The 14043-nt window shown below is 34.3% G+C and carries 10 protein-coding genes; 1 reads left to right on the forward strand and 9 read right to left on the reverse strand.

Annotated elements, in window-relative coordinates; all coding sequences use genetic code 11:
- Positions 1-28 precede the first annotated feature (28 nt).
- From FYJ71_RS05915 to FYJ71_RS05945, 7 genes are all read right to left on the reverse strand, one after another.
- Entirely contained in the window at positions 29-634 is a 606-nt protein-coding gene (locus tag FYJ71_RS05915; protein WP_154537888.1) for a DUF4256 domain-containing protein, read from the reverse strand.
- A 201-nt stretch (positions 635-835) separates the two neighbouring features.
- Complete coding sequence (locus FYJ71_RS05920; protein WP_154537889.1) at positions 836-2239, reverse strand: alanine/glycine:cation symporter family protein; 1404 nt, start codon at positions 2237-2239, stop codon at positions 836-838.
- Between the two features lie 576 nt (positions 2240-2815).
- A complete protein-coding gene (locus FYJ71_RS05925; protein WP_154537890.1) occupies positions 2816-4129 on the reverse strand; it encodes an SPFH domain-containing protein in 1314 nt (437 codons plus the stop codon).
- 49 nt (positions 4130-4178) lie between these two features.
- Entirely contained in the window at positions 4179-5036 is an 858-nt protein-coding gene (locus tag FYJ71_RS05930) for a TPM domain-containing protein (protein WP_154537891.1), read from the reverse strand.
- Between the two features lie 12 nt (positions 5037-5048).
- On the reverse strand, positions 5049-6209 hold the full coding sequence (locus tag FYJ71_RS05935; protein ID WP_154537892.1) for a hypothetical protein: 1161 nt from the start codon (positions 6207-6209) through the stop codon (positions 5049-5051).
- A 49-nt stretch (positions 6210-6258) separates the two neighbouring features.
- Complete coding sequence (locus FYJ71_RS05940) at positions 6259-6957, reverse strand: YdeI/OmpD-associated family protein (protein ID WP_154537893.1); 699 nt, start codon at positions 6955-6957, stop codon at positions 6259-6261.
- Between the two features lie 25 nt (positions 6958-6982).
- Positions 6983-7423: an NUDIX hydrolase gene (locus FYJ71_RS05945; protein WP_235899087.1), complete on the reverse strand. Its 441-nt coding sequence runs from the start codon at positions 7421-7423 to the stop codon at positions 6983-6985.
- A gap of 151 nt (positions 7424-7574) precedes the next feature.
- Here FYJ71_RS05945 and FYJ71_RS05950 point away from each other — a divergent pair, with 151 nt between their 5' ends.
- The gene (locus tag FYJ71_RS05950; RefSeq protein ID WP_154537895.1) at positions 7575-8936 is read left to right on the forward strand and encodes an MATE family efflux transporter; all 1362 of its coding nucleotides are present in this window, start codon (positions 7575-7577) and stop codon (positions 8934-8936) included.
- Between the two features lie 70 nt (positions 8937-9006).
- On the opposite strand, the gene FYJ71_RS05955 is transcribed toward FYJ71_RS05950, so the two are convergent.
- Both FYJ71_RS05955 and purD read right to left on the reverse strand, forming a co-directional pair.
- Complete coding sequence (locus tag FYJ71_RS05955; protein WP_154537896.1) at positions 9007-12789, reverse strand: phosphoribosylformylglycinamidine synthase; 3783 nt, start codon at positions 12787-12789, stop codon at positions 9007-9009.
- On the reverse strand, positions 12782-14041 hold the full coding sequence (gene purD, locus FYJ71_RS05960) for a phosphoribosylamine--glycine ligase (protein WP_154537897.1): 1260 nt from the start codon (positions 14039-14041) through the stop codon (positions 12782-12784). Before purD ends, FYJ71_RS05955 begins: the two co-directional genes overlap by 8 nt.
- Positions 14042-14043: the final 2 nt, after the last annotated feature.

A 14043-nucleotide genomic window follows, 5' to 3' on the forward strand; every position in this document is an offset into this window, starting at 1 on the left:
TGTCCTCCGTAAACCAATATTATAATCGCTAAACCAAATAAATCCCTCTAAAGCCTCTGCTTGCATAATATGATTCAGCTCCATTGTGATAAATAAATACCGTATCATACCTTTTATCGCCAAAAAGTGATCCACCTAGTTCTCTAATACCTTTTGGGGTTAAAATCCAACTAGAACTCTTATAATCATAGTCACCTGTCTTCTGAAGTTGCCTATACTCGTCTTCAGAAAGCATTTTTATTCCAAGAAATTCAGCCATTGTTATTGCATCGTTACGTGGTTTATTCTTTTTTCTAGACTCCCATGCCTGAGCATCATAACACAAGCTTCTTCTACCACTTGGACTCTCCTTTGAGCAGTCACAGAAGATATATTTATCACTTTCTTTGTCGTATCCAATAACATCAGGCTCTCCCCCAGTAATTTCCATATTGGAAAGTACTCTTATATTATCCTCATTCTGGTTTAATCTAATCTCAATTTCTGACCATGCAATATCTTTGTGTCTTTGTGAATTCTCCATAAATCTTTTTCTTAATATTGTTATCAGCTCGTCTCTTTCTAGCTTATCAATTACGAACTCCATTCTCTCAACTATTTCAGCACTTTCTGTTGTATCTTTTTTGGCTTTCATACAATTCACCTCCATAAATCTATTATACCCTATACAAACAAAAATACCGCTAACAATAACATTGATAGCAGCATTTTTGATGGCCATTTTTTTATTTGTAAATTATAAAATTTGAAAATCTCCTAACATCTTTTAATAATCCGAAAAAACCATAATTTTTTCAGATTTTCACGACCATTTCAAATTCACCTTTATAAAAAATTATTTTTGTGGTCTATATCTTTCAGGAAGAGCAGAAATATACTCAGCTTCAGATTGTCTTATTCTATCAGGGTCTTTAAAGAAGTCTTGCACCATCGTTATGACAACTTTAGAAAGTAATACCAAGCCTACTAAGTTCGGAATAGCCATCAATCCATTTAGAGTATCAGATATGCTCCAGATTGCCTGCAATCCACCAACCGAACCAACAAATACTAAAGGAATATAAACTATTCTATAGAATTTTACTGCTTCTTTGCCAAAGATGTATTGAGTACATTTTTCCCCATAGTATGACCATCCCAGTATGGTTGAGAATGCAAATAACGCCAAGCCGATAGTTACTATGTATTGCCCACCATTAAAGCCAGCTTTGAATGCAGATGATGTAAGGGCAGCGCCTTGAAGACCTGAATTCCATACTCCAGTCACTAACACTACAAGAGCAGTCATCGTACATATTACAATTGTATCCATAAATACTTCGAATACTCCCCACATACCTTGTCTAACTGGATGATCAGTAGTTGCAGCGGCATGAGCTATAGGAGCACTACCAAGACCTGCCTCATTGGTAAACACACCTCTCGCAATACCATTTCTCATTGCCATCATCAAAGTTGAACCTGCAAATCCACCTGCTGCAGCATGACCTGTAAATGCAGATCCAAATATCAATCCAAATGCGTTTGGAATTTGTCCTATATTCATTATAATTATTGCCAATGCCCCTACTATATAAAATAATGCCATAAATGGAACCAATTTTTCAGTAACTGAACCAATTCTTTTTATTCCACCTAAAATAACTATTCCTGTCAACACTGCCAATATGATTCCAACAACTCTTGAATCAACTCCAAAACTAGCATTTGTTACTTGTGCAATTGAGTTCGACTGAGTCATATTTCCTATACCAAATGAAGCCAATGCTCCAAAAAGTGCAAACAATTTCGCCAAAGTTTTATTTCCCAGACCTCTTTCAATGTAGTACATAGGACCACCGGAAAAAGATCCCTTATCATCTTTAACTCTGTAAGTAACTGACAGAATAACTTCAGAAAATTTTGTGGACATTCCCAATAATGCCGATAACCACATCCAAAATACTGCACCAGGACCTCCAACAGATATTGCCAATGCAACACCAGCAATATTACCAGTACCTACTGTGGCTGCCAAAGCTGTAGAAACCGCCTGAAAAGCAGTAACCTCTCCATCCCCATCAGATCCTTTTTTAAATATGTTAAGAAAAGTGCTTTTCATAACATATCCGAATTTTGACAATACAATAAATTTTGTTTTGATACCAAGAAGTAATCCTGTACCTAACAGTAAAATAAGCATAGGCCAACCCCAAACGATATTACCGATAAACGAATTTACCTCCAAAATTGTCTTCATACCAAAAGCCTCCTTAAAAATATTAACCATTTTTGATAATTATTAGTAATTTGCTGTTGAAAATTAAAAAAATATCAAAAATATGATTAAAAAATAATTCACACTGATATATTATTACTTTGGTGTGAATTTAATGTGAAGTTCAAAAAATTATTATATTCTTACTAATCTATAAATTATTAAAGATTCAATATGGAGATATTTTTTACCATTTTTCTCATATAATTCTGATTAAATCGTGATTAGTACTTAATTATCAAATAAAAATATATTTATTTTTTTTATATTAAATAATGTTAATAATAATTCAAAAGACGATTGTTGGAATAAATAATAAAAAATGAATTATTATTTTAAATCAAAAATCGTCTTTTTAAAGCATATATTAACTTATTTCTATGTGAATCGTATTCGAAATTTTAAATCTAAGCGTTTAAATTACACTTCATATGTATTTCTTATGTATATTAGTATCTGTATTTTTGCATATTATAATTTAAAAGCCTATTTTTTCAAATACTTTTTGAAAATCTATTTTTATAGATTACTTCATTTGAGTTCTACATTTTTTGTAGGTTACTTCATCGGAGTTCCACATTCTGGGCAAAATTTCGGAGCAGACTCTGAATTTTCTACCTTCCATCCGCAGTTTTTACATTCAAAATTTCCAGCTTCTGGCTTTTTATCTCCACATTCTGAACAGAATTTTCCTGTATTTGAAGCTCCACACTTCGCACAAGTCCATCCAATATCCTGTCTCTTTGCTCCACATTCTGTACAGAATTTACCTGTAGCATTATTTCCACATGAACATAGCCAAAAATCTGATCCCACACTATTCACATGAGCTTGAGAATTTTGTTCCATTTGTTTCTGTTGCTGAGCTTGACCCATTCCATACAAATCCTGTGCGTTGATTCCACCAGCATTTTGAGCCATACCAAGTCCCATAAATCCTGTCATAGCGCCACCCTGATTTGATGCTGCAGCCCTCATTGCATCAGCCTGAGCAGTAGTCAGTGTAGCTGCTGCCATAGTAGGGTCCTTCATTACTGCAGTTCTCTGAAGAGTCTTTATCATATCTTCATCTTCTTTGCTTGCAACCACAGAGTTAACTCCAAAAGAAACTATTTTTATACCTCTAAGCTCTGTCCACTTTTTGCTTAAAACTTCATTTAATGCATCAGCCAACTCTACTGTATGTCCAGGTAGAGAGCTATACCTAATTCCCATATCTGAAATCTTTGAAAATGCCGGTTGTAAAGCAGTCAACAATTCACTCTTTAATTGAGCATCTATTTGGTCTCTTTCGAATGCTTCACCAACATTTCCAACTACGTTCGTGTAGAAAAGTAATGGATCTACTATTTTATATGAATAAACACCATTACATCTAATTGATATATCGACGTCCAAACCTATATTTTTATCAACCACTCTGAATGGAACAGGATTTGGAGTTCCATATTTATTATCTACTATTTCCTTCGTATTGATATAGTAAACTCTCTGATCTTTACCAGTATCTCCGCCAAAACCAAACCTTGAAATCATAGTTGAGAAAGTGTTTCTTACACTGTCTTCCAAATTTCCAGAAAAAATACTAGGCTCAGTCGAGCTATCAAATGTAAAATTACCTGGCTCTGCGGACATTTCTACTATTTTCCCCTGCTCAACTATAATCATACATTGACCATCTGCTACAGCTATTCCACTTCCGTTGGAAATAATATTATCATTTCCATGTTTATTTGATGATCTTGAAGTTGTTTGCTTTGCACCCCTTACAACTAGTGTTTCCGAATTCATTGAATCACAATAAAAAAACTCTTTCCATTGATCCGCCAAAGTTCCTGATACTGCACCGATTCCAGCTTTAATTAATCCCATATTTTACCTCCTGTGTTAATATCTAATCTAATCATATTTTCTATAACCTTTAAAAACTACCCGAGCTACCTCCACTTATTCCTCCTGATGAATTTCCATGAGTGCTACTACCTCCGTCTTCATCATCCATTCTTCTATTTCTAACCAAGCCTGATCTAATATAGTTCTCACTTACTACTCTAGCATTGCTTTGGTCCCTTTTCAAATAGTTTGATGCTGTTGTCTGCTTTCTTACAGATTTCATTTGTTGTATTAAGCAAAATGCTATCAACCCAGTTGGAACTATAGCCACACCAAGAGTGTATGCAATGCTCAATAGAATATTTCTCTTCTTTCTTGGCAGGGTCGATTTATCATAAGGTTTACCTTGAGTGTACTTTTCATAAAAATCAATTACATAATCACCAAATTTTGAAAATGCACCAGAAAAATCATCATCTTTTAAATAAGGTAATACATTATCCATAATATAAGCTTGACCAGCATCCGTAAATGCATCGATCGTTTTTCCATTTGTAGATATAGCCCATTTTCTATCCTCGACAGCTATCAAAAATACCAATCCATTTCTATCATTATCCTCGCCATATCCGTTCTTATAGAAAAAATCATCCGCATATTCTGTTGCACTTCTATCATTTAGCGTATTCACTGCAACAAATATGACATCAGCTCCGTACTTTTTCTTCGCATCATTGGATATTTTCTCCAATTTGCCCTTGACTTCACTACCCATAACATCGGCTTTGTCAAACACCCGTGGCTTGGATGCCAGTTCTGAACTCCCTTGTGAATAATCTTCTTCTGCAAAAACAGCCATTGGCAATAGCATTACTATCAACATAGCCAGAGTTGCAATTTTTTTAACTAATCTTGTATAAGCGTTGTCACTAATAAATTCTCTCATATACACTCCCCCTTATCTCAAAAAAATCAATGCACCAATTATAAAAAAAATGATGAATGAAATTATTGAAATGATAGAAAGCTTCTTTTTGTCTATTGGAAGATCTCCAACAAATTTTCCAGTTTGACCATTCATCGCAAAAATATATTTATTTTTATTCCAAGTGGTATTTAGTATCCACACTGGCATCATAGCATACTTTAAATTTTTATCAGTAACCTCGATATTATGATATTTTGGAGAAACTGAATCATATCCTACGACTGAATTTCTCAATTCATCCAAAAGCGAGTTTTCAGCTCTAAACTTGACAGTCGATTCCACTTCATCACTACTTACATCATATTTATCTGACAAAAATCCAGAAAGATAAATCGATTGGAAGTCGACCTTATCATCGTAATTAAAAGGCTCTATCGATTCCATCAATGTATCGTCTAATTTGGATGAACCGTCCGCCGGTATTGAATCAAAGACACACCTTCCCTCTGTTACGACATCATAAAAATCTGTTTTTATATAATCGTACTCAGAATCGGAATAATAACTAACTATTTCAGCATCGAATACTGCACTCCCTTGAACGCCATAATCGTAAATCCAATAGGGTACATAGATACCTTTTATTTCATCAATATGGTTTTCGTCCTTAAATACTTTTGGTAAAAGTATTTTGTTTTTGTAATGTTCAACCAAAGCCTTTTTAGCTGCCTTTTTGTCTATTTTAAAAGGGATGATAAAATCCGGCTTTAACTGGTTAGATACTCTCCCCGTAAACACAATTTCACTATCACAATACGGACATTTTGTTGCAACAGTATTTTCATCACAAAGTAGCTCAGCTGCACAGGAATTACAAGTATACAAATCAAATTCCTTGTCTATATATTTATCGCCATCTGATTCATCTGTATAGTCTCCAAATGCCCCCTCATCACGACTGCCATTATCAAACATACTCCCAGCACCACTCCGAGAAGTATCATCATTCAATGATTTTCCGCCATCTTCACCATAAGTTACTGCATCATTTTTAAATTCCTCAGACTTATCAGCGAATTCGTCAACTTCAAATTCCGTACCACAATACGGACAAGAAACCTTCTGTTTTTTTGCATCAAATACAACCGATGCCCCACAAGCCGGACACTTGTGTTCCAAAATTCCACTCATAATTACACCTCCTAAAAAAATATATTATGAATTTAATAATATATTTTTTTTATTTATCTTTTTTCTTACTTAAATATAATTGCTTTGTTTTGAAGCCCTCACTAAGTATCTTCACCATTTCATTCTTTCTTTTTTCTATTGTTACTTCAGTTCTTGCAGAGAAAATATACCTAGCCCAATCTTTTTTGTATCCCGGAGCTAATGATTTATAAAATTCAAGTTGCAAAGGATACTCTCTCAAAAATTCTTCTATTTTATCCACAAAATCAACATAATCATCCACTCTTTGAGAAGGTAAATTTTTTGATTTTTTTGTGATTTTTGAATCATATTTTAGACCAATTAGAGTATAGTTTTCATCTAAAGCCACCATCTTATTAAATTTATATTCTGTATTTTTGACAAAACCAGAATCTTCATCTACCTCTAAATAAGGAAATATGCTATCTCTTCCAATCGGGTCGTGATTCAATTTATTTTTGTTTTTTGGATATATTAAATATATTTGACCATTTTTATTGAGAATACTTTTGTTTTTTATTTTCATTATTACATTTTTCATTGCTTCCAAGTTGTATACATAGGAAATTATTAAATCCGAGATTTCAATTTTATTATCAACATTTTCCAAATCAAAATGTGAAATTTCATCCATTCCATCAAAGGGAGTAATTTCCTTTGGTTTATTTATTAAAATAATTTTGTTGAATTTGTCAATTTTCAATTTTTTGTATAGTGTATTATCCATATAATTATTCCCAACCTTAAATTTATTATTGTTCCACAAATTCTAACGTGTGACTTATTAAATCATCATTGTTGTAGTTTAGTACAAGATTAAAGACTGGTGTTTCCTTCATTATCAATTTCAAGAATATCTTATCGCCTTCCCATAGGTTTAGATCAAATATTCTTTTCTTATCGATCCACTTCAGATCACCTTCGTCACAAATGGTCATTTCTCCATCAAAATCATCACAGGTGTATAAATGCATATACTCTGAAGGATTCTCATTATAATTAAATACCACGATACCTCTGAACCTACAGTAGTTTGGTGTATATCCTGTTTCTTCCTTTATTTCTCTTATTATTCCTTCAATCGGTGTTTCTCCACTTTCCAATTTTCCACCGACACCAATCCATTTACCTTTGTTTACGTCATTTTCCTTTTTAGTTCTATGCAACATTAAAAACTTATCATCCTTTTCCATGTAACACAAAGTCATTTTCAATATTATCACCTCTCTTTATTTTACCATCAATTTAGTTACGAACACCACAAAAATTTTTATCAAAATGACTTAAAAATAGTGTATAATACACTTATTAAAACATTTTAATACATTTTATGGAGAATAATCTATGAATTCAAAAATATCTTTACCCAAAACTTCAGCTAAAAACAAAATGGAGGTTATGCCAATTCTTCCATTGATATTAAATATGTCAATACCGCCTCTGTGTTCGATGTTCCTTCAGTACACATACAACTTTGTAGATTGCATTTTCGTGTCGTGGATTAGCGAGGATGCCTTGACTGCAGTATCTCTCTCATTTCCTATAACAACACTTATGCTGGCTATGTCGATAGGTATTGGAGTTGGAATCAACGTATTGATTTCAAAAAACTTGGGAGGTAAAAATTTTGACGAGGCAAATTCAGTTGTTACACATGGATTATTAATCTCCTCAGTATTAGGCATAGTATTAAATTTAATAATACTCCTAATGATAAAGCCATATTTTAAAGCTATAATTCAAGATTATTCTATATATTCTTTGGCGATAAGATATATGACAATCTGTGCATTTTTACAAGCTCCGAATATGATACACATAGCAATTCAGAAAATAATTCAAGGAACTGGAAATATGATTGCACCCATGCTATTTCAAATGGCTGGAGTATTGCTAAATTTTGTTCTAGATCCAATACTAATATTTGGATTTGGTCCTTTTCCAAAAATGGGAATTGAAGGTGCTGCAGTATCAACTGTGCTCGGATACACCCTTTCGATGATTTTGGCATTTTATGTTCTTATCTTTACAAATCAAAAAGTAAGGATTAAACTAAAAGATTTCAAGATAAATTTGGAAATATTTAAAAACATTGTTATTTTAGGATTGCCATCTTTCATTATGAATGCACTTGGAGCATTTATGGTTACATTTGCGAATATGTTCCTGATAGTGTATTCAACAACTGCCGTTGCATTTTTTGGTGCATATTTTAAGGCTCAGCAAGTTGTAGTTATGACTGTAAACGGCCTAATTCAGGGATGCATCCCAATCATGAGTTTCAACTATGGAGCAAAAAATAAAGATAGGTTACTGGATACTTTTAAAAAAGGAACAATAATTGCAGTATTTTTAATGACATTGGGGGCATTATTATTGGCAGTTTTTCCTAGACAAGTCCTTAAAATATTTATGGCATCTGATTCCATGATGGAATTGGGAGTTCCTGCGCTTAGAATAATGGTTTGTAGTTATATTTTCAATGGAATATCTACTATGTTTGCATCTCTAATGCAATCGGTAGGTCAAATAAAATATAGTATATACATTAACCTATCACGACAGTTAGTCATACTTATTCCATTTATGTGGATATTTACTAGATTTTGGGGAATTACTGGTGTATGGGTTGCGTTTCCAATTACCGAAATTATTACGTTATTATTTTGCTGGCATATATACAAAAAACAAGAGCGGTGGATATAATATCCACCAATCCTGCTTTTAATAAAATAATCAAAGGTAATATGAAATTTATAAAAATTTGTTGTGTGCATTATTTAAAATATTTTACTCCGGATTCAAACAGCTTCTGATCCTTTTCACCAATAATATTTTTCATCACGTATTTTCCAATTCTCTCTGAATGGCCCATTTTACCAAGAATTCTTCCATCAACTGATGTAATACCTTCCACAGCAAAATAAGATCCATTTGGATTATGATCTATATCATAAGTAGCATTACCTTCATAGTCAACGTACTGAGTAGCTATCTGTCCATTCTCAATCAGAGACTTCATCACTTCCTCACTGGCAACGAATTTTCCCTCACCATGAGAAATAACTATTGAATGAATATCTCCGACTTCATTTGAAGCCAACCAAGGAGACTTATTTGATGATATTCTAGTCTTCACTACCTTCGCCTGATGTCTGCCGATATTATTATATGTCAATGTAGGCATATCAGCTGAAGGTGTCTTTATTTCACCATATGGCACTAGCCCAAGCTTTATTAATGCCTGGAATCCATTGCAAATACCTATCATCAGACCATCTCTATTATTAAGCAAATTCATTATAGCTTCTTCTATTTTTGGATTTCTAAACACTGTAGCTATAAATTTTGCAGATCCATCTGGTTCATCACCAGCTGAAAATCCTCCTGGTATCATAACTATTTGACTCTTATTTATCTCATCAACCATCATATCTATAGAAGCTTCAATATCGGCATAACTCATGTTTCTAAATACTCCAATATGAGCATCGCCTCCAGCCCTTCTAAATGCTCTGGCCGAATCATATTCACAGTTAGTTCCAGGAAATGCAGGTATGAATATTCTAGGCTTTACTATACTCAAAGAAGATTTTGATACTTCTCCAATTCTATGATAGCTTATATTTTCAATATCAGAGTTTATAATCTTTTTTGCTTTTGTTGGGAATATTGGTTCAAGTACTTCCTCTGATACCTTATTAAGTCTTTCTATATCAACTTCTTCTCCAAATATTTCAATAATCGGCAATTCGATTGTCTTTCCAAGAACCACATAGTTTGATCCATCAAGCTGAGCTAAATCGGCATCTTCTATTTCAACTATAATGCTTCCATATGATTGCTTGAATAGCTCGTCTTTATCGTCGAACAGGTCTGCCACTCCATCATCAAAGCTAAAACCTATTCTATTACCAAAAGCCATTTTTACCAATGCCTCACCGATTCCACCGTAGCCCAAGGCATAAGAAGTCAATATTTTTTTATTTTCAATTGCCCTGTGTATTACTTCAAAGTTTTTCTTTAATAAATCAAAGTCTGGAAAAGCATAATCTTTCTGTCCAGCTTCTATTAATACTACTGTACTTCCAACTTTCTTGAATTCTTGAGTAACTATATTTCCTGCATCTTGTGTAGTAACAGCAAATGAAACCAATGTAGGTGGAACATCGATGTCCTTGTATGTACCACTCATACTATCTTTACCACCGATAGCTGGAATTTCAAAATTCATCTGTGCATAGTATGCTCCCAGTAATGCAGAGAATGGTTTACCCCAACGTACCTTGTCTTTTCCTAGCTTTTCAAAATACTCTTGGAAGGTTAATCTGGCTTTTGAATAATCTCCACCAAGAGCAACAAGCTTTGCCACTGATTCTACAACTGCATTCATCGCACCATGGAATGTGGACCATTTCCCAATTTTGGGATTATATCCAAATGTCATTATTGAAGATGTATTTGTTTCCGCATCCAAAACTGGAATCTTTGCAACCATACCGTTTGTAGGCGTCGATTGATATTTACCACCAAAAGGCATAACAACAGTATTACCACCTATTGAGTTATCAAATTTTTCAACCATACCTCTTTGAGAGCATACATTTAAATCTCTCATCGCCGCTTCAAATTTATCCTGAACATCATCGTAAGAGCTTGTAACTGATGTCAAATCAACATAGGCTGATTCTTCAGGTATTTGAGCTACTTCAATATCAGTTTCTTGCTTCGCCCCATTTGTATCCAAGAAGGATCTCTTAATATTTACAATGTCTTTTCCATTCCACGTCATCCTCAGATATCCTGTATCAGTCACAGTTGCAACATGAGTTGCTTGCAAGTTTTCAAATCCTGCCAGCTCGATAAATCTGTCCATATTCTCCACGTCTATAGCAACTGCCATTCTTTCTTGAGATTCTGAGATAGCCAGCTCTGTACCGTCCAAACCATCATACTTCTTAGGTACCAAATCAAGATTTATATCCAAACTTTCTGCAATTTCTCCAATAGCAACGGATACACCACCAGCACCAAAATCGTTACATCTCTTGATCATCTTTACTGCTTCAGCGTTTCTGAAAAATCTCTGAATTTTTCTTTCATTTGGAGCATCTCCCTTTTGAACCTCTGCAGATGAAGTTGTAATACTTTCCTCAGAATGCTCTTTTGATGATCCAGTTGCACCACCACATCCATCTCTACCAGTCTTTCCACCAAGTAGGATAATTACATCTCCTGCCTCTGGTCTTTTTCTGATTACATTTTCCTTTGGAGCTGCTGCTATAACTGCGCCGACCTCCATTCTCTTCGCAACAAAATTCTCATCGTAAACCTCTACAACTTGTCCAGCAGGCAATCCTATTTGGTTTCCATAAGAGCTATATCCATTTGCAGCTTCTGTAGTTATTTTCTTTTGCATTAACTTTCCAGGAAGTGTGTCTTCAAGTGAAGTTCTCGGATCTGCAGATCCAGTTACTCTCATTGCTTGATATACATAGCTTCTGCCTGACAATGGATCTCTGATAGCCCCACCAAGACAAGTTGCCGCACCACCGAACGGTTCTATTTCTGTCGGATGATTGTGTGTTTCATTCTTAAACATCAAAAGATATTCTTCATTTTTACCATCAATTTCAACATCAATATTTATGCTACAAGCATTAATTTCTTCGCTTTCGTCTAAATCTTGAAGCTTACCTTCCTTCTTTAGCTTTTTCATTGCAACAGTTGCCAAATCCATTAGGCAAATATCCTTTTCTCTGTCGCCGTACACATATTTTCTATCTTCAAGATATTTATCATATGTTTCTTTTATCACATCAGTAAATCTACCTTCTGGTATTTCAACAGATGACAATTTAGTCATAAATGTAGTATGTCTGCAGTGATCTGACCAATATGTATCCAAAACTTTTATTTCAGTTATTGTTGGATCTCTCTTTTCATCATTTCCAAAATACGATTGAACACATTTTAAGTCATCAAGAGTCATCGCCAATCCATACTTTTCAAGAAATTCCGATAACCCATTTTCATCCAATTTAGAAAACCCGTCTATGGTTTCAACTTCTTCGGGCCTTTCATAAGTCATTTCCAATGTTTCAGGCTTTTCCAATAAAGCTTCTCTGCTATCTACAGCATTGATTAAATATTTTTTTATTTTACAGAATTCATCATCAGAAATTCCCTTCTCAATAATTATTACTCTTGAAGAGTTAATATTTGGTCTCTTTCCATCATTTACGATTTCAGCACACATTGAAGCCCAGTCAGCTCTTTGATCATATTGTCCAGGAAGGTACTCAATTGCAAATATTCTTTCATCTCTAATATCAGGAATTTCTTCATAATACACATTATCCAAATTCGGTTCTGATAGAATAGTTTCTGCAACCTTTCTATAGGCATTTTCGCCGATATTTTCTATATCATATCTATTAATGACTCTTACCTTACCAACTTTTATATGGAGATTATCCGAAATATCGTTCCTCATTGCTTGAGATTCCAGATCAAATCCATCTTTCTTTTCTACAAAAACTCTCTTAACATTACTCATAATCTATTCCGATGTCCTTTCTAAAATGCATTCCCTCAAAGTTGATTTTTCCAATGTTTGCATATACGTTTTTAGATGCCAATTCTACAGTTGCCCCCTTTGAGCAAACTCCGAGAACTCTACCACCATTCGTAACTATATTTTCATCATACCTTTTTGTTCCACTGTGGAATATCACAATACTGTCATCCACATCATTTAATCCAGTTATGACCTTTCCCTTTTCGTAATCCTCGGGATAACCACCAGATGCAAGAACAACACAAGCTGCAGCTTCTTGAGAATACTTTATTTCAACTTCTGAAAGTCTATCTTCAGTTATCGCCATCATTATTTCACTTAGGTCTGTTTCCAATCTCAACAAAACTGATTGAGTCTCTGGATCTCCAAATCTACAATTGTATTCCAATACCTTTTCGCCATTTTCTGTTATCATCAAGCCCACAAAAAGTATACCTCTAAATTCGAGACCATCTTTTTGGAAGCCTTCTAGTGACTTTATCAAAACCTCATTATATACTTTTTCAGCTAGCTCTTTACTGTATATAGTGCTTGGGGAAAAAGTACCCATTCCTCCTGTATTCGGTCCAGTTTCCTTCTCAAATACTTTTTTGTGGTCCTTTGCACTCTCCATTGGAACGATTGTATTTTTGTCAACAAAGGCAAGTATAGATGTTTCAATTCCAGTCAAATACTCTTCAATCACAACAAGATTTCCTGAATCACCAAATTTCTTATCTCTCATAATCATATTTAGAGTATCTATTGCATCTTCTCTACTCGTTGGAATTACTACACCCTTACCAGCTGCCAAGCCGTCTGCTTTTATCACCACTGGATATCCAAAACTGTCAATTTCCTCAATTGCTTTATCAATATCTGTATATTCCTTATATTTTGCAGTAGGTATACCATGTCTAACCATAAATTTCTTTGAGAACAGCTTGCTTCCTTCCAACCTGGAACAGCTTTTGTCTGGACCGAAAACTCTCAGCCCTCTTTTTGAAAACTCATCAGATATACCCATCACCAAAGGAACTTCCGGACCAACAACAGTTAAATCAATATTATGCTCATGGGCAAAATCTGCCAATTGCTCTATTTCCGTATCTTTAATATCAACACATTCTGCAACTGATTCAATCCCTGCATTACCAGGTGCACAGTAAATTTTTTCCACCTGTTTTTCCTGTGATAATTTCCAACAAATTGCATGCTCTCTTCCACCGCCACCTACGACCAATATCTTCATAA

Source organism: Peptostreptococcus porci, assembly GCF_009695815.1.
GTDB lineage: Bacteria > Bacillota > Clostridia > Peptostreptococcales > Peptostreptococcaceae > Peptostreptococcus > Peptostreptococcus porci.